Raw genomic sequence first — 22407 nt, forward strand, 5'->3', positions numbered from 1 at the left:
AGTCACTTTTTGAAGCGAAAAAGTCAGGTTCCCGCTGGTTGAGCCTTGCTAGAACTAAGCGCCTCTACCTGCTGATCGCAAAAGGAGAAGAATCTCTGGCAGGGTGGTCAAAGCATTTTTGAAACCTGTCATTTTGAACCAGTTTTCGAGCGCGGTTGTTCCAATCTGTCAGGGCTTACATTCGAATTCTGTGTTTTGTTGAACGGCAATGACCATGGTTCCAATTGTAGAGTTTCTGCAAACCGCAAAGTGAGAGGCGTGAGAATGCGCGCCTGATCAGGTGTCGGGATCATCACGCAATGCACTTCTTTAGTTAGTTGGTGGAACAGCAAATGATCAATCACTTGCACAAACGATGGAAACTTGCGGCCTTGGCTGCTGTGCTTGGCGGCTCAGCAACCGCTCAGAGTTTTGATACAACAGTCGATGCGCTGGCCGATGAATATGAGGTACCGATTACAATCAGCAACTTCGTCCGAGCCGCGACAGATAGTCAGTTGATGACCTATAATCGGCTGGCTGGCGGCGTAAACCAGTTCTTTCACTTCAAAGAACCTACCCCCATCGACAATCAGCCCACTATTCGAATGAACCGAGACACGCTCTATAGCACGGCGGTTGTCGATATCAGCAAGGGCGCAACCCTGACCCTGCCTGATGTAGGCGATCGCTACATGACGACGATGATTGTCAATCAGGACCATTTCCTCAATGAAGTGTTTGACGGCGGCGGTGTGTTTCAGCTCGACATGGATACGTTCCATACCCCTTACGTACTTGTTTTCATGAGAATACTGGTGGATGCCGAAGACCCGGAGGATGTCGCGGCGGTCAACAGCATTCAGGAGGCATTCACCATTGAGGCTGCCTCGGCAACACCCTTTGAGATGCCCAATTATGACTCGGAAGGCCTCGAAACCGCGATTCAGGCCGCAATTGAGTTGGGCAGGTTCGCCTCAGACAGTGTTCGAACCTTTGGCACAGCAGATCGCGTCGATCCGATACGCCATTTTCTGGGCACCGCAGTCGGCTTTGGCGGTCTGCCCGAAGAAGAAGCCATCTATCTCAATATTGAGCCCGGCCTGCCGGTCGGTGAATACAAAATCCAGGTGCCAGCCGATGTGCCCGTAAACGCATTCTGGTCCGTAAGCCTCTACAATGCTGACGGGTTCTTTGAACTCAATTCCCTCGACTCCTACGTGATCAATTCGGTCTCGGGCACCAGGAATGACGACGGCAGTGTGACCGTGCATTTCGGCGGCTGCGACGATGGCCGTACAAATTGCCTCCCGATCATGGAGGGCTGGAATTACACCGTGCGCCTTTATCAACCCAAGCCAGAGGTCATTGACGGCAGCTGGACTTTCCCAGCTGTCGAAGCGTCAAACTAAAAATCCCCTAAAATCAGATAGATAGTTACATGCCAGTCAAACCCAATCGCCGCGAACTCCTTTTATCCGGTACCGCCCTTGTGGCCGCAAGCGCTGCGGGAGGCGTTGTTCCATCCGCTGCCAACGCGCAGACCGACCAATCAGGCGCGGCAGCGAACATTTTTGATATCCCTCTGTCCTACCGGGGCGATTTCGATGATATCATCGCAGAGGCATCGAACGGGGCAATCGCCAACGGCGACTACCTCAACCACCTGGCATCCCAGCCTCAGGAAGCGACGTTCTTTGAGCCGATACCGGGCGTCTGGTCCATTGTCGGATACATGCTGGGGAATTTCACTTTTGTGCAAGGCGAAAACGGGCTGATCGTCTTTGATGTTGGCACCAATATCGGTATGGGGCGCGCGGTTCTGGAGCTGATCAGAACCAAGACGGATCTGCCGATTGTCGCAATCATCTATTCGCACCATCACTATACGGGCGGTGCACGCGCCTTTGCAGAAGACAGCGGCGGTGATCTGCCGGTCTATGGCCACCCCGATGTCGATAGGAACCTGCTACTGACTGCTGGCGCGCTTGGTCCGATGCAGTTCCGCCGGGCCAGTATCCAATTGGGGTTCTACCTGCCGCATGACGGGCCCGACGCCTATGTCGGCCCGAATGAGCCGACCTTTGACGATCCCGATCTTCAGGCCAACGGCCACCTGCCCGTGACATATCCGGTGGCGGACGGTGAAGAGGTCGAAATCGACGGGCTGAAGGTCGTGTTCCATCACGCTGTGGGGGATACTCGCGATAGCCTTATCGTGCAATTTCCCGAAAAGGACCTGATCCTTCACAATACAAACGTCATTCCAATGGCGTTTCCCATGTACACGCTGCGCGGAGATTTTTACCGCGCGCCGGATGACATGATCGCATCCATCGACAAGATGCGCGCCATTCGTCCTGCGGTGCTGATTGGGTGCCACGGCGTCCCGCTACAGGGAGATGAAGCCTATGAGGTCATGACAGCACATCGTGACTACTATTCCTTCATTTACAATCAGTCTGTCCGGGCTATCAACCGCGGCATGACGCCCGACGAAATGGTTGCATCTATCCAGTTGCCGCTACATCTGGCCGAACACCCCTGGCTGTATCCGGGCTATGTGGAACACGAGTACAACGTGCGCGGCGTCTACAGGGGTATCGTCGGCTGGTTCCACGAGGACACCGCCGATCTGCACCCGCCAACGGATGCTGAGCTGGGCCACGTCATGATTGAAGGCTTCGGGGGTGTCGATGCGGTCATCGGCAAGGCGCGCGATGCATTCGAGGCGAAGCGATACAATCTGACGGCGAAACTACTGAGCTTTGTCATCGCTGCGGACCCAGACAACACAGAAGCACCGCAACTAAAGGCCGACGCCCTGCGAGCCATGGGGCAAGCTGCTCGTGCCGGCATTCAGGCCCGCAACTTTCTATTGACGAGCGCCCTGCATCTGGAAGGAAAGCTGGACTGGACAGCACCGCCCGAAATCGGGTTTTTCACGCCGCCTGCGCTTGACATTGTTCTCGCATCCCCATCCGGCACGTATCTGAAGCTCCTGGAGTTCAACGTGGACCCCGTCGGCAGTGCCGAGGTCGAGGCCGTGGCTCGGATGGCATTCACCGACCTTGATGAGTCCTGGGCCATTCATGCGCGGCGTGGTGTCGTTGAAGTGACGGGCGTTGTCCCGGACGCGGCAGATGTGGGGATCGAGCTCGACCGCAGCACCTGGGGTCGCATCGCACTGCGCGAGTTGACGCTTGCCGACGCGGTTGCGGCGGGGGATGCGGTCGTCACAGGTGACACCTCCGCAATGGAGGCGATCCTCAACTCATTCGATCAGCTCCCGACAACGCAGCCCGAGCCGGAGATGATGAATTTGTAACCGTGTTGGAACAGCGACGGCCAAGCTTGTCGGTCATTTTGACCGCTATGTGCCGGAAACGAACAATATGGTGCTGTCGGCCACAGGGCTCGACAGCGGCAAAAGATGTGTAAGCGTTTGAGGTCCGCCCCGGCCTCGACATTCAAAAAATGAAGGAAAAAGTATGATGCGCTCTCTGATCTTCGCACTCTGCGTCCCAACCCTCGCCTTTGCCGGGGACATGGTTGATGTCACCATTCCCAATCTCGTACGTGCCGAGACCGACCACATGATGCGTACCAACATGGCCAATCTTGGCGTGGCCGTCGGTGAGCTTGGGCATGTGCGCGAGCCCACAACACCGGATAATCAACCGGTGATCCGCATGAACCAAGACACGCTGTATTCCGCTGCCCTTTTAGATCTGAGTGAACCCGTCGAAGTGACGCTCCCTGACGCAGATGGGCGTTATATCTCGATGCATGTCATCAATCAGGATCATTTCATGTACGCCGAGGTAGAGCCCGGCACCTATCAGATCACTCAAGAGGACCTCGGCACGCGCTTTGCCTACCTTGCTTTCCGCACTTTTGCCGACGTGACGGACCCGGAGGATATTGCCGCCGCACACGCGGCGCAGGACAAAATCGTCGTCAGTGGCGGTGGATCGGGCCCATTTGACGCACCCAACTGGAACACCGAGCAACTCGCCGTTGCGCGTCAGGCGATCAGTGATCTGTCGCTGTTGGGCGTCGATTCAACTCTTGCCTTTGGCAGGAGCAAGGAGGTCGTCGATCCTGTTGAGTTTGTAATCGGAGCCCTTTCCGGTTGGGGTGGTCTGCCTGCTGAATCCGCGATTTACGGGTTGGGCGCGGTCGATGAGAATGATGGCGAAACACCGCATGCCGTTACGATCAGAGACGTGCCGGTTCGTGCATTCTGGTCGGTGACTGTTTACGGTGATAGCGGTCGTATGGAAGCCAATGAGCTGGGTGTAAACAGCTTCAACGACCACACCGCCGAGACCGCAGAAGACGGCTCGGTCACGCTGCATTTCGGCGGCTGCGACGACGGTCGCGTGAACTGCATTCCGATTACGCCGGGCTGGAACTATGGCATCCGCCTCTATGAGCCGGAGGACGCAATCCTGAACGGCGATTGGGAATTCCCGAGCATCGAACCGGTGAACTAAGCCAAGCGTCCAATCATCCCTCAACAAGGACCAAACTCAGATGCAACGACCCCTTGCTTATGCAGGCTTGCTTTGCGCGATCTGCACCGGAACTTCCGCCTTAGCTGATGAGGCTTCCGATTTGGCTCAGGAACTCGCCAACCCGCTTGCGGCAATCGTCTCGGTTCCGTTTCAGCTGAACTACGACGACAATCTGGGCGTTTCCGATCAGGGATCGCGCACCACGCTGAATTTTCAGCCGGTCGTGCCCTTTGAGATTAACGATAATCTAAACATGATCACCCGCACGATTATTCCTTACATCTGGCAGGAAGACATTGTCCCCGGGACGCGTCAGGAAGGGATCGGTGATGTTCTGTTCTCTGCCTGGTTTTCTCCTACAGGAACAGGGGACGTGACCTGGGGCGTTGGTCCGGTTGTGCGGTTCCCGACCTTTAGCGATGTGTCAAGCGATACCTGGGCCGCCGGTATCACCGGCATTGCCCTGCGTCAGACCGGGCCGTGGACCTATGGCGCGCTGGCCAATCATCTTTGGGATCTGGAAAGCAACCCCGAAACCCCAACGAATGTGAGTTTCGTCCAGCCTTTCCTGGCGTACTCCACCGAAGGCGCCTGGACCTATTCGCTGCAAAGCGAAAGCACCTATGACTGGGAAAATGAAGTCTGGGCCGTACCGATAAACGCTTCGGTTTCAAAACTGGTCCAATGGGGGGCGGTGCCGGTCAATCTGCAAGCCGGGGTCGGCTATTGGCTGGAGGCACCCGAAGTCGGCGCAGATGGCCTTAGATTACGCTTGCAGGCCCAGGTCGTCTTACCCAGAAGACGCTGATGTTTGGCGCAGGCCTTGCGTAACAACCGCAGAGATTAGGGAGGTCTGGATGACCGAACAGACGCAACGCAATGGGCAAGCGCATGTTGAGCTTGATCCTGATCATGAAGACCCGATCGTCAGAAGCTGCAATCGCCTCATTCGACATGCCGTTAGGGTGATGTCTTTGTTCATGGTCGTTGTGATTGGGTTCGCCGTTATTGATGCCGGGTACTCGTTCTACATCAAGCTTGTAAGCCCGCCGGTTCTTATTCTTGATGTCAGTGATCTGCTGGACGTCTTTGCCGCCGCTTTGGTGGTTTTGATCGCCATCGAAATCTATACCAATGTCACACTCTACCTGACTGCCGATGTCATCCATGTGAAATTGGTTGTTGCAACGGCTCTTATGGCGGTTGCCAGAAAGGTCATCACACTCGACACGTCGGACTTGGAACCGCTCTATTTCGTTGGGTATTCGGGTCTCGGCCTGGCATTTGGTGTCACGTATTGGCTGTTGTGGCGTGGCAAGTAGGTATTTCACAGAGCGCTTCTATCGACGCTTTCATAAGCGAGATCGCCGACATTGGTGTTTTTTGGACGCCGCAATTGCCTATTTATTCAGCCAAAGAAAAAACGTTCGAGGATCCAAAAAATCCAGAAGCGGACCTTGGCACTTGTCCGACGAAAGGTCGCTTTGTCCAAGGTTTGTGGCTGCTGTCAGCGTGAGCTGCAGCGGCGACAAACCTGACAAGGAAGAAAGCGCGGGAGGATTTTGGTGCTATGGGGATTGTGCGTTACGGGCTTCTGCAATTGAAGCGCAGCACAGTATCGCCTTTGGCGACGTGTAGTGCTGGCCGATCGGATTCGGCAGCGCATGTCATTGATCGGTCTCGATTTTGATCTTCGCACGCCGTTTTGGCACGCTTTTCAGGAATTTGAGCGCACAGACTGGTCCGGTGCCTCCGGATGGTGGGGCCGGGTTTGATTTTTGGCTCATGCGGCATCCTCCCATGGCGGGGCGCGGGATTTTGGGGTTTGGCCACGGGTGAAGATCTCGACCACACGCATCGTGCTGCCGCATTTTGGGCATGTGTGTTTCAGGTCTTGTTCCAGTGCTTCGGCGTGCGCTTCTTTGTCGGCCATTGGGTCAGGTTCGCCTGTTTGATCCAACAAACGCCTGATCTTCTCGATCCTGTCGCGGCGGATACCGTTAGCGAGGAAGCCCGCGTGGCGGATGCGGTGGAAGCCGGGAGGCAGGACATGGATCAGGAAGCGGCGGATGAACTCACCTGTGGGCAGGCGCATGACCTTCATCCGATCCCCGCGCTTGATGCGATAGTCTTTCCACCGGAAGGTAACCGTGTCCGCGTCGGCAGTGACCAGGCGGTGGTTCGAGATTGCCACACGATGGGTGTATCGGCTGAGATAGGCAAGCACCTGTTCGGGCCCTCCGAAGGGCGGCTTGGCATAGACAACCCAGTCGGCTTCGCGCAGCGGGGCGAGGTGCGCAGCGAAGATATTCGGGTCTGCCAGCCCCACCAGATTGCCAAAGAAGCGCAACCTGCCTGCCTTGTGCAACCGGAGCAGCCCTTCCAGGAACAAACGCCGGAACAGCCGCGACAGGACTTTCACCGGCAGGAAGAACCCTGGGCGGCAGCCGATCCAGCTGGTGCCATCCGTTGACACTCCGCCGCCGGGGACCACGACGTGGACATGCGGGTGATGCGTCATCGCTGATCCCCATGTGTGCAGCACGCTGGTCATGCCTATCCGCGCGCCCAGATGCTTCGGATCGGCGGCGATGGTCAGGAGCGTCTGGGCTGAGGCTCTGAACAACAGTCCATAGACCGCCGCCTTGTTCTGGTACGCCATGTCCGCGATTGGCGCAGGCAGCGTGAACACCACATGGAAGTATTCGACCGGCAACAGGTCTTCCATCCGCGCCTGCATCCAGTCGCGGGCGGTTGCCCCCTGGCACTTTGGGCAGTGTCGATTGCGACAGGAGTTGTAAGCGATGTGCTGGTGATCGCACTTTGTGCAAGACGCCACGTGCCCGCCAAGCGCGGCGGTGCGGCAACTCTCGATCGCGGACATCACCTTCAACTGCTGCAGGTTCAGATGTCCTGCATGTTCGCGGCGATACGCAGGCCCATGGGCGCGGAAGATATCCGCGACCTCCAGCTTTGGTCCATTGCCCGACAGTCGCTGCTTGCAGCGATGAGAGGGGGGCATGGACCGGGATTAGCCGGGTGCCGCCTCTCGTCTCACCAACAGATCGAGCGGACTGGTCACATCCTGAATCATCTTGGTCGCCACCTTCGTGTAGATCGTTGTGGTCTCCAGTTTGGCGTGACCGAGCAGGACCTGGATCACCCGGATATCCGTCCCGCCCTCCAGAAGATGCGTGGCAAAGCTGTGCCGCAGCGTATGGGGCGAGACATTCTTCCTGATCTCGGCGAAGTCGCAGGCCACCCCGAACGCCCGGTTGAACTGCCGTGTCGAGATCGGGTCGATCCGGCTGCGGCCGGGGAACATCCACCCCCTCGGGCGCGCCTCGCGATAATAGTCGCGCAGCAGTTCGAGCAAACTGGGCGACAGCATCACGTGACGATCCTTGCGGCCCTTGCCCTGGTCGACCCGGATCAGCATCCGGTCGCTATCGATATCGCCGACCTTCAGATGCGTGACCTCGCTGGCGCGCAGCCCGCCACCATAGGCAACACTGAAGGCAGCACGATATCTGAGCCCCGGTCCCGGCGCAGCTTCGAGAATACGCGCGACTTCCTCGGCGCTCAGCACCACCGGGATCTTCTTGGCCGCCCGCTGATAGCGCATATGCCGCTTCATCTCAGGGCGCGGGCAGGTCGTGGCGAAGAAGAAGCTCAGCACGGTCAGCCGGTTGTTGAAGGTCGGCGCACCAACGCCGCGCGCCTTCATGTCGAGCTGGAACCCCCGCAACTCCTCCGGTGTCGCACTGTCTGGCGCATGCCCCAGAAACCGCGTGAAATCGTGCATCGCCCGCAGATACATCGTCTGCGTCTTGGGCTGCAGCCCCTTGATCCGCATGTCTTCAAGAAAACGCTGGCGTAGCTTCGGCACATATTGGTCCGTCATCGGAACCTCCTGTCATCAGATTGAGAAGGTCCAAATCGTCAGACAGGCGCGTCAGTTCGCCAAATCCACTGTTGAATTAATGCGCAGTCATTGCCCCAAGCGCCAATACCGCGAGAGCGGTTTCGTCCATGTCCGCATTCCTGACCTCGATCCCGGCTGAGCCAACGCGGTGGCCTACTGAAACCGTCAGTTGACCGCTGTGAGTCAAAATGCGTCAAATGCTGCGGCGAATGTGAGCGGCTGTTTCCGAGGCCGGTGTACGAGAGTTCGTACGAAGGCTAGATATCTCAGAACGATTATCAGTCATTCCCTCACGCACGATCGGGGCTTGGTATGATATCGAAGCGGTTCCGAATCCTGATTGTGGAAATGACCCCTATGTTTGAAGAACTATCCGAAATCCACCGAAAACCGGTTTTGTTTTCCGTCTACACGGCGGAGACATTGTGGACGAAGCCACACTTGGCTCAGCAAATGCTCAAGACGCATCTGGACCAGACGACGCCGCTGGCATCGCGTCCCCTGCATAGTATCGATCAAGCAGTGCAGTGGCTTGATCAGGAATTTGGTTTGAACGGCAAAAAAGTTTGCGATTTGGGCTGCGGTCCGGGTTTGTACGCAGAACGATACGCGCAACGTGGGGCGCAGGTTGAGGGCTTGGACTTTTCCGCCAGTTCCATCGAGTACGCCACCTTCAACTCCGATCCAGGCTGCGGTTCAGTTGCATTTCGACAAGCCAATTACCTTACCGACGCGCTTCCGGCACAGCAGGATTTGATAACACTCATATATTGCGATTTCTGCGTCCTTTCCCCTTCTCAACGCAGGACCTTGTTGGACAAGGTGCGCCGCTCGCTCAATTCTGAAGGCGCTTTTGTCTTCGATGTGCCTTCAATGAAGGCTTTTGAGAGGGTCTCTGAGGGAATTGTCTTTGCGCGCAACTACATGGATCGGTTCTGGACGGCCGATGAATGCTACGTCTTTCATAGCACTTGGAAGTACGAAACTGCTGCTGTTTCCCTAGATCTCTTCACCATCGTAGAAGAGCAAGAAACATGGCGTGTTTACAATTGGTTGCAGCACTTTTCCCAAAGCACCCTCGAGGCTGAGCTGAAATCAAGCGGCTTTGAAATTGACGACATAAGCAGCAAACTTGATGCGACTGACACAGAGTGTCATTCGTTTACAGTCGTTGCCAGACGATCCGGAAGCTGACGTCGGAACCGACGTGACCAATGGCCGCTTTGCCAGCAATGCGGACCTTGCTGCATCTCACCTGTCAACACCGACAAAACAACTTCATGTATCCCCGCTCACGCGGCTGTGGAGTGCATGTGAGCGAAACAGCAGGCAAACTGGGCATGGATGCGAATGGAGAATGCCATGCCTGTTTCACGCCGCGGTTTTACCGGATTGGTGGGCGCCGGTGCGCTGATGCCAACTGCGCTCTGGGCGCAGCAGGACCCGGTTCTGGAGGCGCTGCGCAGTACGCTGCATGCCCGCAGGACCGAATTCGAAGCGCAGATGGCGTTCCTGACGGATCGAGGAAACCCGGATGTCGTCCCGGCCCTGCTGACGGCCATGCGGTTCTCGAACCGGCGAAGCGACGATATTGCCGAAGTGATGGAAGCCCTGACCGGAGAGCGGCATGGAACCGACTGGTTCGAGTGGATGCTTTGGCAGGAGCGTAACCCGCAACTGGTGCCTCACCCGTCGCTGATCCCGTTCAAACGCGAGGTCCTGCTGCGGATGGATCCGAACTTCGACGTGTTCCTGCGCCATGAATACCTGCAGCGCGACAGGATGAAGATCCGGCTGGAAGAGATCGCATGGGGCGGTGTGCTCAAGGATGGGATCCCCTCGCTGGACAATCCGGCCCTGATCCCAGCTGCCAGCGCCGATTATCTAAAGGGCGACGATCTGGTGTTCGGCGTGGCGATCAATGGGGATGTCCGCGCCTATCCCCTGCGGATCATGGGCTGGCACGAGATGTTCAACGAGGTGATTGGCGGTGTTCCGGTTGCGTTGGCGTATTGTACGCTGTGCGGGTCCGGCATCCTGTTCGAGACACGGGTTTCTGATCGGTCGGAGCCGTTTGTCTTCGGTTCGTCAGGGTTCCTGTACCGCTCCAACAAACTGATGTTTGATCGCGAGACCCATTCCTTGTGGAACCAGTATACCGGCAAACCGGTGGTCGGACCTCTGGTGGACAGCGGGATCGAGCTGAAGCAGCGCCCTGTGGTCATTACCACGTGGGGCAGCTGGAAAACCTCACATCCCCGCACGCGGGTTCTGTCCCTCAACACCGGGCACCGACGCAACTACGGTTCTGGTGTTGTCTACCAGCAGTATTTTGCGTCCAGCGAGTTGATGTTTCCGGCACTGGTGGACCAGTCGCAACATCGGCAGAAAGACTATGTTTTTGCGATCCGCCAGTTTGGGGCCGCACGGGCCTGGCCATTGGATGCTTTCCGCACCAAACCGGTGATCAACGATGCAATTGCCAACAGGCCATTGGTCCTGTTGGGCGATGCGGCGGAACGCAGTGTCCGGGCCTATGAGCGGCAGACGCACCAATTCAAGGCGACAGGTGATGGCCTGCAGGATACGGCGGGCACCATCTGGACCGTAACCGAGGAGGCCCTGGTCGCACCGGATGGCACGCGGTTGCCGCGCGTGGCGGGGCATGTGTCATACTGGTTTGCGTGGGACAATTATCTGGGCGATGCGGCGAGCGTGTACAGCAAGTGAAACCTCAAGAGTGTTCTTCGGCCGCCGTTGCCGCCAGAGCCCGGTTGTACGCCTTGAGCGCATCCACATGGTAAAGCGCACCAACCGGAGTTTCGCTCCCGTCCTCATCCATCACAATCACCGGAATGCAGGGAATGTCGTCGCGGTCGAAATAGGGCATCGCGGCCTCCAGCGTCGCGCTGGCCTTGACGCAAAGACCCTGGTCGATCAGCGCCTGTGCCTCGTCCCTGGTGATTGATCGCGCATCACCGATGGGCCTCATCACCGCACCTGCGCGCAACATCGCCAGCAGGTAGGCTTGCGGCCCGGCCGCCAGGTGGACGTTGCGACGCTCAAGCTGCGTCAGGAAGAAGGACCGGTCCACCAACCGCGATGCCAGCGCGGTGGACATCGAAACCGAGACCATCACCGCCAGACCGATCTGCCAGTCTCCGGTCAGTTCAAATACGATCAGGGTGGTCGAAATCGGCGCCCCCAATACGGCCGCGGCCACGGCTCCCATCCCCGCGAAGGCATAAAGCGTGGGCGTGCCGGATACATCCGGTAACAGTCCCGTGGCAATCAGACCAAAGGCCAGCCCGGTCAGCGCGCCGATCATCAACGACGGCGAGAACACACCGCCCCCCATACGACCGCCCATGGTGATCGCCACAGCCACGGTTTTGACAACAGCAAACAGGATTGCCGTCGTCAGAACCAGATCCCCTGCAAGAGCCCGGATCGTGGTTTCATAGCCGACACCGATGATATGCGGGAACCAGATGGCCAGCAGGCCCAGCATCGCCCCCGATACCGCCGGGCGCAGCCAGCGTGGCAGGGACAAGCGGTTCTGGATGTGGCTGCCGATATCCTCGGCAAAAAAGATCGAACGCATCAAAACAAGTGCAACAAACCCGCAGATCAGCCCAAGGATAAGAAAGGCCGGCAGTTCGACGTAAAACTGTAGCGAGCCGGGCGTCTCAAGCGTGAATTCTGTGACATCGCCATATTCAAGCCGGTTGATCACCGTCCCAGCAACCGACGCGATCACGATCGGAGCAAAGGCATGTACGGCAAAGTGGCGCAACACCACCTCAAGCGCAAAAAGCGCGCCGGCAATGGGCGCGTTGAAGCTGGCCGAGACAGCCGCAGCCACGGCGCAGCCCAGCAGGTCGCGCCCCGTGATCCCGTCGGCATGGATGCGGTTGCTGACCCAGGTGGAGATGACACCCGCCATATGCACCACCGGTCCTTCGCGGCCCGTCGATCCACCCGTGCTCAGCGTGATAAGCGAGGCGAAGAACGAGGCAACACCTGCCTTGGTTTCGACCCGGCCGTCGGTTACCGCGGCCCCCTCGATCACATCGGCCACCGAGCGAACGCGCCCGTCATCGGTGAACTTGTGCAGAATGACACCAACAACCAACCCACCGATCACCGGGGTGATGAAGACCCACAGCCAGGGCAGTTTTTCCGCATGGCTGTGCAGCAGAAAAATGTCTTCGGTCTGGTAGATATAGGCCTGCAATCCGCGAATGGCCTTGCGGAAAGCCAGTGCCATAAACCCCGCTGCGATGCCGATGGCCAGTGCGATGAACCAGAACTGAATCTGGCTGGGACCACGTCGCAGCATTACCCGCCATGCGTCCTTGACCGCGGCCAGAGCCTGATTCAACTGGTTGCGCAATACGGTGCGGGTCGATTGGGTCATTGGCCCTCGGGGATCATATCATACCCCTTAGTAAGCCACGGACGCCTCATATAAAAGTAGGATAGAGGCAGGCCGGAGTAGCGATATGTTTCAGGCTTGCAGCAATGCACGCGCTGCCGCGCGGGCCTCGTCCGTGACCGTGTCGCCCGCAACCATGCGCGCGATCTCGTCCACCCGGTCCGGGTCGGCCAGAGGGACCACGGTGGACAGGGTCTGCCCGTCGGTCACGTGTTTTTGCACACGCCAGTGATGCGCGGCGCGCGCGGCGACCTGCGGCGAGTGGGTGACCACCAGGACCTGCCCCCCCTGCGCGAGCGCCGATAGGCGCCGCCCAACCGCATCCGCAGTTGCACCGCCAACGCCGCGGTCGATCTCGTCGAAGATCATCGTGCGGACGCTGTCATCACCGGACAGGCACACCTTGAGCGCCAGTAGAAAGCGGCTGAGTTCGCCACCCGAGGCAATCTTGTTCAGCGGACCCGACGGTGCGCCCGGATTTGTGGCCACGGTAAAGGCAACGGCGTCGATACCATCCGGTCCGGCATCAGCGGCAATGATTTCGGTCTGAAACACCGCACGCTCCATCTTCAACGGGACCAGTTCGGCCATGACAGCCGCGTCCAGCTTTCCGGCCGCCGCCTTACGCGCCATGCTCAGAGCGTTCGCGGCCTGGTCGTAAGCAGCCTGCGCCGCCTCAACGGCCTTGCGCCTTTCAGCAAGTTCTGCATCCCCGGCCTCAAGCCGGGTCAGGCGGTCTCGCAAGGTATCGGCAAATGCGCCCAGATAATCCGGCGCGACATCGTGTTTTCGGGCCAGCGCACGGATTGCAAAAAGCCGTTCTTCGGCGGCTTCCAGTTCAGCCGGATTGAAGTCCAGCGCCTGAAGGCAGGCATTGACCCCATCCTGCGCTTCGCCCAGTTCGATCATGGCCCGGCCAAGCGCTGCGATAGGGTCCTCCAACTGCCCGCCGGCTGTATCCGAAACCCCTTCGAGCCATCGCGTGGCGTCGGCCATGGCACCTTCGGCACCCTCGCCGCCCAGCAGTTCAAACGCCCGGGCCACATCATCGCGGATGCGCTCGGCCCCCTGCATCATGCGGCGGCGGGCGTCGAGTTCCGCATCCTCTCCGGGCTGTGGATCCAGTTGATCCAGTTCGGAAACCGAGTGGCGCAGATACTCTTCTTCGCTGCGCACAGCGGCCACCGCAGCTTCGGTCTCGGCGAGGGATTTACGGGCGCGGGACATCTCGGCCCATGTGGCGCGCACAGCAGCAGCGTGGTCGCCCAGTTCCGCATAGGCATCCAGCATGGCCCTGTGCCCGCGCGGGTTCAGCAGGCCGCGATCATCATGCTGCCCGTGCAATTCAACCAGGGTTTCTGACAGCGCCCGCAGCACCTCACCCGAACAACGCCGGTCATTGACCCAAGCTGTTTTGCGCCCTTCAGCGGTATTGACGCGCCGCAGGATCAGTTCCGCACCGCCGGGCAGGCCAGCCTCGGCCAGCACCGCCTGCGCCGGGTGATCCGTGGAGAGTTCGAACTCGGCGACGACCTCGCCCTGGGCAGCTCCCTGACGGACCAGTTCGGCACGCCCGCGCCAGCCCAGAACGAAACCCAGGGAATCCAGCAGAATCGACTTGCCCGCGCCGGTTTCACCGGTCAGCGCGTTCAGGCCCGGCTGAAAGGTCAGTTCCAGCCGGTCAATGATCAGCATGTCGCGGATATCAAGGGCGCGCAGCATCGGGTCTTTAGCGTCCCAAGCCTGTCACCATCGCAGTTACAACCACTCACCCTTGATCGTCTGGCGATAGATCGTGTTGAGCCAGTTGTTGCCCCGGCCCTTGAGGTCGAGCCCGCGCGATGTCAGCAGCCTGTAGGCGTCGTCATACCATTCCGAAGACTGGTAGTTGTATCCCAGGATTGCGCCAGCCGATTGTGCCTCATCAAACAGACCCAGCGAAAGGTAAGCCTCGACCAGCCTGTAGAGCGCCTCGGCCGTGTGCGACGTGGTCTGGAAATCCTCCACCACCACCCGGAACCGGTTGATGGCAGCGATATAGTGGTCCTGCCGCAGATAGTAGCGCCCGATCTCCATTTCCTTACCGGCCAGATGGTCGAAGGCCAGATCGAATTTCAGAACGGCAGACGTTGCGTATTCACTATCGGGATAAACCTCGATCACGGTACGCAGCGATTGCAAAGCCTGAAACGTGAGGCCCTGATCGCGGCCAACTTCGTCGATCTGGTCGTAATAGCTGAGCGCCAGAAGGTACTGCGCATAGGCCGCATCTTCGTCGGTGGGATAGAAATCGATATAGCGCTGCGCGGCGGCGCGGCTTTCTTCGTAATTCTGATCGGAATGGAACGAAAACGCCTGCATGATCAGCGCGCGTTTCGCCCAGTCGGAGTAAGGATACAGACGCTCGACCTCGGAGAAGTACCATGCCGCGTCATCCGAGCGATTCTGCGACAGTTCGTACTCACCACGGGTATAAATCTGTTCCGGCGTGAAACCTTCGAGGTTCTGATCGCGGTCCGCGCCCCTATTGCCGAACAGCCCGCCACCATTACCGCATGCGGTCAAAACTGCTGTCAGAAGAATCGCGCCCGCGAACCTGACTGCCGCTTTGCTGCCAACCATACCGCCCATCCTTGTCGTCTTATCTTAATGGGGTTCGCCCCGAATTGAGCCTTGGTCTAGCACAGATATTTCCGGTGCAAAACGCCTTATCCGCGCTCTGGCGCAATTGTCGGCAGAGTTGATGGGTTCAGGCGACTTCGGGAATCTCGGCCACGATGAGGCCCTGCCCCGGCAGCCGCGCGGCCTGTTCCGGCGTGCACAGAATCGGGCGCACCGCACCGGGCGTCTCGAACAGCTTGCGCAGCAGCGTGTTGGTCATCGAGTGGCCGGACTTGTCACCGGTAAAATGGCCCAGAATCGGACCGCCTGCCAGATAGAGATCGCCCAGAGCGTCCAGCATCTTGTGCCGAACGGCCTCATCCGTACGGCGAAACCCGCCCGGAGTCAGAACGTCCCGCCCCTGTACAACCACTGCGTTTTCCAGCGTTCCACCCAGGGCAAGGCCGTTTTCGCGCATCGCCTCGACATCGGTGCGGCGGCAGAAAGTGCGGCAATCGCTCAATTCCCGTGCAAAGGAGCCATTGCGCATATCCAGCGTTTTGGTCTGGTTGCCGATTGCTGCGTCTTCGAAATCGATGTGAAAATCGATGATCAACCCATCCGCCGGTGCAATCGACGCACTGGCCCCTTCGCGCGAGGCGGTGACCGGTTTGAGCACTTCATAAGCCAGAACCGGGCTGGCCTGACGCCGCACGCCCTTGGCCATGATCCCGCGCACGAAATCGATGGAGGACCCGTCCATGATCGGAACCTCGGGCCCGTCGATCTCGATCAGCGCATTGTGAATGCCACATCCGGCCAGAGCGGCCATGATGTGTTCAACCGTCGACACCGAAACACCTGCATCGTTCACCAGACGGGTGCAGAGCGGCGTGCGTTCAACGACATCGTAGATCGCTGGGACGAGGGCATTGCCAAGCTCGATATCCGTCCGTTTGAACCAGATCCCGTGACCGGCGGCAGCCGGTTTCAGGACCATGATTGCAGGCTTGCCGCTGTGCAGCCCGATGCCTGTAAACGTGACCGGAGATTTGAGCGTATGTTGCAAATTCGACCTCAGTGAGTGGTGTACGGCCTGAGCGGGCCGCGTTGGCCATTCAACTAAGCAAGCCGTCGTCAAGGCTCAACTCACTCTTTGTAACTGAATGAAACATGCATGTGACAGATCGGCAAAACCCTGCTCACCGCGTCACAAAGCAATGAAATACAACAAAAAAGAGCCGCCAAACGGCGGCTCTGTGTGGTGAATTTGTTACCGCGATCAGTTGGCCTGGCGGCGCAGGAAGGCGGGAATTTCGATGCGCTCCTGCTCCGGGTCCGCCTCGTCATGGGCCGGTGCCGTAGCGTCAGCCTGGCGCATGGCGGGCTGCTGGCGCGCCGGTTGAGCCGGTGTGTCCGCCGCGTGCCCGGTCATCCGGTCGATCAGCCTGTTGAAGCCAAAGCGGGGGCGCTCTTCGGGTTCGGACTGCGGCTGCGCAGCCGGTTCCTGAGGCCGCGATGCGGTCAGGCGCTGCTGCGCCGAGGGGACTTTTTGAACGGCGGCCTGCAGGCGCTGCATCGCTTCGGGTGAGGGGGTGCCAGCGGTGTGCCCACGCGGTGCAAACTCTTCCGGGGCCATGTCGACAGGGTCCGGCTGTGGCTCGAACTCCGCGACCTGCGGCTGGTATGCCGGTGGAGGCAACCCGTCGTCTTCGCGCTCTTCCCGTGGCTGGAAATGCGTTGGTGCGGGTTCCTCTGCCGCTTCGAACAGCGACGGCTCGCGGTTCTCTTCGGCCTGCGCTACGGGCTCCGCGATTTCGGCGGCAGCCGGAGTTTCCTCTTGCATCGGTTCTTCGGCTGACACGGTCCGGGTCAGCGGCGCAGACATCGATCGGCGCGCAACCGGGACATCCGCATGCGCCTCGGTCGCGTCAATACCGGTGGCCACGACCGAAACCCGCATGCCGCCTTCCATCGCCGTGTCGAGAGTCGAGCCAACGATGATGTTCGCCTCGGGGTCCACCTCTTCGCGGATGCGGTTGGCGGCTTCGTCCAGTTCGAACAGGGTCAGATCATGCGATCCGGTGATATTGATCAGAACGCCCTTGGCGCCCTTGAGGCTGATTTCGTCCAGCAGCGGGTTGGCGATGGCTTTTTCCGCCGCCTGAATCGCCCGGTCTTCGCCGGTGGCCTCGCCTGTGCCCATCATCGCCTTGCCCATCTCGTCCATCACGGCACGAACATCAGCAAAGTCGAGGTTGATCAGGCCCGGACGGACCATCAGGTCGGTTACACCTTTGACGCCCTGATAGAGGACGTCATCGGCCATCGAAAACGCCTCGGTGAAGGTGGTCTTTTCATTGGCGAGGCGGAACAGGTTCTGGTTGGGAATGATGATCAGCGTATCGACAACCTGCTGCAGGGAATCAACGCCGTCTTCGGCCTGACGCATCCGCTTGCCCCCTTCGAACTGGAAGGGTTTGGTCACGACACCAACGGTCAGAACACCCAGTTCACGTGCGGCCTGCGCGATGATCGGTGCGGCCCCGGTTCCGGTCCCGCCGCCCATTCCGGCAGTGATGAAACACATATGTGCGCCCGCCAGATGGTCAACGATCTGTTCGATGCTTTCTTCGGCAGCCGCGGCACCCACGGTCGGACGCGCCCCTGCCCCCAGACCTTCGGTGACTTTCACGCCCAGCTGCACCCGCGAGGACGAGTGGCTTTGCTGCAGAGCCTGCGCGTCCGTGTTCGCCACAACGAAATCGACTCCGTCGAGCTGTTTTTCAATCATGTTGTTGACAGCGTTGCCACCTGCACCACCAACGCCAAATACTGTAATCCGAGGCTTCAGTTCTTCGTGCCCGGGCATCGAAAGATTCAATGTCATGCTCTGTCCGCCTGTTTTTATTGTCCGCCAAAGCGGTGTTTTTCTTACCTATCCGCGTATGATTCTACCGTTCGAACGCGCAAAGGTCACGTCAAAAATTGCGAGAATCCACAAAATATGGAGGAAACAAGGCAGCAAACGGCAGTATTTCGCAGGCTCCGCCAGATGTTGCGGATTCCCGCCGCATGGCCACAAGCCAAATGACACTGCCGCCGGAATGTTATCCCTGCGTTGCGCCCTTATCTGCCTTTACGGTTGCGGAAAACTGCTCAAAGTCCTGCCGCGGGGCCTCTGACGGGCCTTGTGGATATCTTTAGGGATAATTCTGGGCGCTGCAACCCGTTTCTTCAGCTAATCGGGGTACTTGGACAGTCCACACCTGCCTCTATAATGCTGCGGACCTCCTGAATTTCGCCGTCAGAAAGAGACGCGAGGCGCACCATGAACCGGTCTTTGTGAAGAAACGGCCACCAGCAAACCGGAATGCCATCCACATCATTGTCATAGAGAAAGCAGATCTGACCGTTTGGAGTGGTGATCTGACCGTAAACACAGCCCCTGCCTTCTTCTCGCCAGACCGATGTCGCACGGGTCAGGAACTGCTCGGTGCCGACAAGATCACCGCTGCGTATTTCGTAGAATTTCAGCGTTTTACCAACAACGGCGTCCAGGAAGGCCTCGGGCGTGATGACAGTCTGAGCTGACGCCAAGCCCGGTGCAAGCGCGGCGCCGAGAGCGGCCAGGCGCAGCGTTTCACCAATTGTCACGGAACCACCGAACAGCGCGTTTGAATGGGCGGGCCGCATGGGTGTCGATCGGGATTTCAAAATCCCACCATTCGTCCTGCGGATGCGCCGCAAACAGGCTGAGGCCCACAACCGAGGAAAAGCCCGGTCCGGTGGCCGATTGCGGCAAGCCGTGGACTCGCAAGGGGCGGCCCAGTCGAACCCGCTGACCAAGGATGCGCGTCGCCAGCCCGTCCAGCCCCATGATCTGGCTACCGCCGCCGGTCAGAACGATCTGCTGACTGGGCATGTGCTCGAACCCGGCCGCATCCAACCGGACGCGGACCTCTTCGAGGATTTCCTCGACACGGGGGCGCATGATGCCAATCAGTTCAGCGCGGCTGACGGTGCGGCGGTCATGCTCCCAGTCGCCCGTGTCGCCGCCGATATCAATCAGGTCGCGATCATCGGCACCGGTGGCGTGGACCCCGCCGTTAAAAGTCTTGATCCGCTCGGCCACCGCCGCCGGGACGCCCAAGCCCATCGAGATGTCCGCCGTCACGTGATCCCCACCCATGCGCACGCAATCGGCATAAATCATGTGCTTTTTCATGAAGATGGATACGCTGGTCGTTCCGCCGCCCATGTCGATACAGGCAGCACCCAGTTCCTGTTCGTCCTCAACCAAGGCCGAGATGCCGGAAACATAAGCCGAGTTCGCGATACCAGCGAGTTCCAGATCGCAGCGCTTGATGCAGCGCACAATGTTCTGAATGGCGACCGCATCAACCGTCAGCATGTGCATGTCCACCGCAAGCGACTGACCCAGCTGCCCACGTGGGTCAATCAGGCCCGAGCGGTTGTCGAGCGCGAAATTCACCGGCTGGGCATGCAGCACTTCGCGCCCCACGCCATAATCGGGCACGTCACAGGCATTCAGAACACGCCCCACCTCGGCCTCCGTCACAAGCTGGCCGTCCAGATCCACCTGCGCATCCAACCCGTAAGAGCGCGGATTCGCACCCGAGAACGAGGCAATCACATGATCGACACGGATATCCGCCATTTTCTGTGCCGCTTGCAGCGCGGTCCGGATGGCCCGTTCGGTTTCCTGCATGGCGGTGACTTCGCCGAACTGCACCCCGCGCGAGCGGGTGGTGGCCGCGCCGATGACACGGAACCCGGTCTGGCCAGCCATGGATCCGATGGTGTTGTCGTCACTCAGCCGGCCCGTCCCATCGAACCGCAGCACAAGGCAGGCGATCTTGGAACTGCCGACATCCAGAATGGCGACAACGCCCCGCTGCATGGCTTGTCTGCGCATTTGCCGCATGGCGCGCTGGGACTGATAAAGATCGGTCATCATGGTCGTTACTGCCCGCTACTCACATCTGTTTTTGTGTTCCACCAGTCTTCGCTGGCGGCTTTGGTCATTCTGATGGTCGGCCGCTGCCCGAGGCGCATGTCGACCACTGCAACGTCGCGTTCCAGAAGGTCCTGAACCTCGTTCACCGCGAGGACGCGTTCCAGCGCGCGTACCGGTCGCTCGGTCGGCAGCATGATCCGCTGACCGCGATCCAGCACCAGATCCCAGCGCCGCTCACCCACGCGCACCAGACCGCGCACCCGTTCGCCAAGGCTGCGGGAGGTCTGGAAAAGCTCAAGCGCTTGGGGCACATGTTGGTCAGCCCCTGCGCCCGCAATCAGCGGAAGGCCTTTGTGATCCTTGCGCGAGGTCGCATGATCTATGTGAACACCGGTTTCATCCAGCAACTCGACCCCGTTGCGAGTGCGCCAGAGGATGACGGGCTGCCGTTCAACAACGTCGACCTGAAGGATGCCGCCGGGACGGATGCGCACCGTTGCGGATTTCACCGGGTCCAGACCGGTGATCGTGTCGCGCATCTGCTCGACATCCAGATCCCATGAACTGATCGGAAAATCGATAGGGACAACTTCGCGAATGTCATCCGCCAAACCCGTGCCCGCGCCATCAATCGCCATCAGATTGACCATGAACTCCGGTCGTTCCTGAATCGACGTGCGGATATCTGCGATATAGGCGCTTACCGCTTCGCGTCGGTCGTCGGACGCGAAATATATCCCAATCGCCCCGGCAATGGCACAGATCGGCAAGCCAAGCCTGACCCCGAGGCGAATGCCCGGCGTTAGCATCCAGCGCTGGAACCGGTAGCTCAGCCGCGACGGAGCGGGATCCGAACGCCGCGCGGTTCGCCGGAAGACTTTTGCCCCGCTCAAGCGTAGTACTGGCTCCACCTCGTGCGCGTCGGACTGACCTGCGTCGAATTCCGCGTCGGGCCCTGACAATGCTTTGGTCCGGTGGATCACCGGGGCGCGGGTGGCTTTCAACGGTCGCATGACGCGTCCTCCACCATCCAGGCGCAAAGCTGGCCGAAGGTCATTCCGATATGCGCAGCCTGTTCCGGCACCAGCGAGGTCGGCGTCATGCCAGGCTGCGTGTTGGTCTCCAACAGGAACAGGCCGTCCGCACCCATGCGGTCATCCCAGCGATAGTCCGTTCTGCTGACACCCCGGCACCCGAGCGCGTTGTGGGCCCGCACGGCATACTCCATGCAGCGGTCAAAGATATCGGCCGGGATATCCGCGGGCAGCACATGCCACGACCCGCCGGGCTTGTACTTGGCGTCGTAATCGTACCAGCCGCCATTTGTCATAATCTCGGTCACGGTCAGGGCACGGTCACCCATAACCGTCACCGTCAGCTCGCGACCTGCCACGTATTTCTCGACCATGACATGTTCGGGCATGTCGTCGGACAGTTGCGGCGGGCCGTTGGCGTTTTCATGCACGATGTATATGCCGACGCTGGAGCCTTCGTTGTTGGGCTTGGCCACATAGGGCGGCTCCATCACGTGAACCTCGATCACCTCAACCTTGGGCACGATCACGCTGGGCACAATCGGCAGGCCCTCGGTCTGGTAAATCTCTTTGCTGCGTTGTTTGTCCATCGCCAGCGCCGAGGCCAGCACGCCGGAATGGGTATAGGGAATGCACATCCATTCCAGTATGCCCTGCACACAGCCGTCTTCGCCCCAGCGGCCATGCAGGGCGTTGAAAACCACATCCGGCTTGATGTCCGTCAGGCGCGCATAAAGGTCGGGACCAGCGTCCAGCTCGACCACTTCAAAGCCTTCTCCCCTGAGGGCGGTTGCGCATTCGCGCCCGCTGCTGAGAGACACCTCGCGCTCTGCCGAGGGTCCACCCATCAATACCGCCACTTTGGGGTTTGTCCTGCTCGACATACCCACGTTCGTGCGCCTCAATGTCCCCGGACCTTATGTGGTGGT

18 protein-coding genes are annotated in these 22407 nt (G+C 59.3%); 7 read left to right on the top strand and 11 right to left on the bottom strand.

Going from position 1 to position 22407, the window contains the following annotated elements; translation table 11 throughout:
* Positions 1 to 332: 332 nt before the first annotated feature.
* The 5 genes from ACR3E0_RS14490 to ACR3E0_RS14510 all read left to right on the top strand — a co-directional run bounded on the left by ACR3E0_RS14490 (position 333) and on the right by ACR3E0_RS14510 (position 5821).
* Positions 333 to 1391, top strand: coding sequence for a DUF1214 domain-containing protein (locus ACR3E0_RS14490; RefSeq protein WP_480479517.1), 1059 nt, complete (start codon positions 333 to 335; stop codon positions 1389 to 1391).
* Between the two features lie 29 nt (positions 1392 to 1420).
* Positions 1421 to 3307 carry an alkyl sulfatase dimerization domain-containing protein gene (locus ACR3E0_RS14495; protein ID WP_480479518.1) on the top strand — a complete coding sequence of 629 codons (1887 nt, stop codon included), beginning with the start codon at positions 1421 to 1423 and terminating at the stop codon, positions 3305 to 3307.
* A 166-nt stretch (positions 3308 to 3473) separates the two neighbouring features.
* On the top strand, positions 3474 to 4478 hold the full coding sequence (locus tag ACR3E0_RS14500; protein ID WP_480479519.1) for a DUF1254 domain-containing protein: 1005 nt from the start codon (positions 3474 to 3476) through the stop codon (positions 4476 to 4478).
* A gap of 40 nt (positions 4479 to 4518) precedes the next feature.
* Positions 4519 to 5307: a transporter gene (locus ACR3E0_RS14505; protein ID WP_480479520.1), complete on the top strand. Its 789-nt coding sequence runs from the start codon at positions 4519 to 4521 to the stop codon at positions 5305 to 5307.
* A gap of 49 nt (positions 5308 to 5356) precedes the next feature.
* Positions 5357 to 5821 (top strand): phosphate-starvation-inducible PsiE family protein, encoded by a 465-nt coding sequence (locus tag ACR3E0_RS14510; RefSeq protein WP_480479521.1) that lies wholly within the window; start codon positions 5357 to 5359, stop codon positions 5819 to 5821.
* Between the two features lie 461 nt (positions 5822 to 6282).
* Here ACR3E0_RS14510 and ACR3E0_RS14515 read toward each other — a convergent pair whose 3' ends face one another.
* Together ACR3E0_RS14515 and ACR3E0_RS14520 are read right to left on the bottom strand one after the other, a co-directional pair.
* On the bottom strand, positions 6283 to 7521 hold the full coding sequence (locus tag ACR3E0_RS14515; protein WP_480479522.1) for an IS91 family transposase: 1239 nt from the start codon (positions 7519 to 7521) through the stop codon (positions 6283 to 6285).
* A 9-nt stretch (positions 7522 to 7530) separates the two neighbouring features.
* On the bottom strand, positions 7531 to 8403 hold the full coding sequence (locus tag ACR3E0_RS14520; RefSeq protein ID WP_480479051.1) for a tyrosine-type recombinase/integrase: 873 nt from the start codon (positions 8401 to 8403) through the stop codon (positions 7531 to 7533).
* A 378-nt stretch (positions 8404 to 8781) separates the two neighbouring features.
* Here ACR3E0_RS14520 and ACR3E0_RS14525 point away from each other — a divergent pair, with 378 nt between their 5' ends.
* Both ACR3E0_RS14525 and ACR3E0_RS14530 read left to right on the top strand, forming a co-directional pair.
* The gene (locus ACR3E0_RS14525; RefSeq protein WP_480479523.1) at positions 8782 to 9618 is read left to right on the top strand and encodes a class I SAM-dependent methyltransferase; all 837 of its coding nucleotides are present in this window, start codon (positions 8782 to 8784) and stop codon (positions 9616 to 9618) included.
* Positions 9619 to 9786: 168 nt separating this feature from the next.
* Positions 9787 to 11154 (top strand): DUF3179 domain-containing protein, encoded by a 1368-nt coding sequence (locus ACR3E0_RS14530; RefSeq protein ID WP_480479524.1) that lies wholly within the window; start codon positions 9787 to 9789, stop codon positions 11152 to 11154.
* Between the two features lie 4 nt (positions 11155 to 11158).
* Here the strand turns inward: ACR3E0_RS14530 and ACR3E0_RS14535 are convergent, their stop codons facing one another.
* The 9 genes from ACR3E0_RS14535 to ACR3E0_RS14575 all read right to left on the bottom strand — a co-directional run bounded on the left by ACR3E0_RS14535 (position 11159) and on the right by ACR3E0_RS14575 (position 22362).
* Positions 11159 to 12844, bottom strand: a complete 1686-nt coding sequence (locus ACR3E0_RS14535; RefSeq protein ID WP_480479525.1) for a chloride channel protein — start codon at positions 12842 to 12844, stop codon at positions 11159 to 11161.
* 90 nt (positions 12845 to 12934) lie between these two features.
* Positions 12935 to 14584 (bottom strand): DNA repair protein RecN, encoded by a 1650-nt coding sequence (gene recN / locus ACR3E0_RS14540; protein ID WP_480479526.1) that lies wholly within the window; start codon positions 14582 to 14584, stop codon positions 12935 to 12937.
* 36 nt (positions 14585 to 14620) lie between these two features.
* The gene (locus ACR3E0_RS14545; protein WP_480479527.1) at positions 14621 to 15484 is read right to left on the bottom strand and encodes an outer membrane protein assembly factor BamD; all 864 of its coding nucleotides are present in this window, start codon (positions 15482 to 15484) and stop codon (positions 14621 to 14623) included.
* Positions 15485 to 15611: 127 nt separating this feature from the next.
* On the bottom strand, positions 15612 to 16532 hold the full coding sequence (gene lpxC / locus ACR3E0_RS14550) for a UDP-3-O-acyl-N-acetylglucosamine deacetylase (protein ID WP_480479528.1): 921 nt from the start codon (positions 16530 to 16532) through the stop codon (positions 15612 to 15614).
* 213 nt (positions 16533 to 16745) lie between these two features.
* Positions 16746 to 18353 (bottom strand): cell division protein FtsZ, encoded by a 1608-nt coding sequence (ftsZ, locus tag ACR3E0_RS14555; RefSeq protein ID WP_480479529.1) that lies wholly within the window; start codon positions 18351 to 18353, stop codon positions 16746 to 16748.
* Between the two features lie 347 nt (positions 18354 to 18700).
* On the bottom strand, positions 18701 to 19120 hold the full coding sequence (locus ACR3E0_RS14560; RefSeq protein WP_480479530.1) for a hypothetical protein: 420 nt from the start codon (positions 19118 to 19120) through the stop codon (positions 18701 to 18703).
* Entirely contained in the window at positions 19107 to 20441 is a 1335-nt protein-coding gene (gene ftsA / locus ACR3E0_RS14565) for a cell division protein FtsA (protein WP_170433634.1), read from the bottom strand. The genes ACR3E0_RS14560 and ftsA overlap by 14 nt, the downstream gene beginning before the upstream one ends.
* Before the next feature lie 8 nt (positions 20442 to 20449).
* On the bottom strand, positions 20450 to 21457 hold the full coding sequence (locus ACR3E0_RS14570; protein WP_480479531.1) for a cell division protein FtsQ/DivIB: 1008 nt from the start codon (positions 21455 to 21457) through the stop codon (positions 20450 to 20452).
* Positions 21445 to 22362 carry a D-alanine--D-alanine ligase gene (locus ACR3E0_RS14575; RefSeq protein ID WP_480479532.1) on the bottom strand — a complete coding sequence of 306 codons (918 nt, stop codon included), beginning with the start codon at positions 22360 to 22362 and terminating at the stop codon, positions 21445 to 21447. The genes ACR3E0_RS14570 and ACR3E0_RS14575 overlap by 13 nt, the downstream gene beginning before the upstream one ends.
* Positions 22363 to 22407: the final 45 nt, after the last annotated feature.

This window comes from Ruegeria sp. AJ12 (assembly GCF_056536245.1).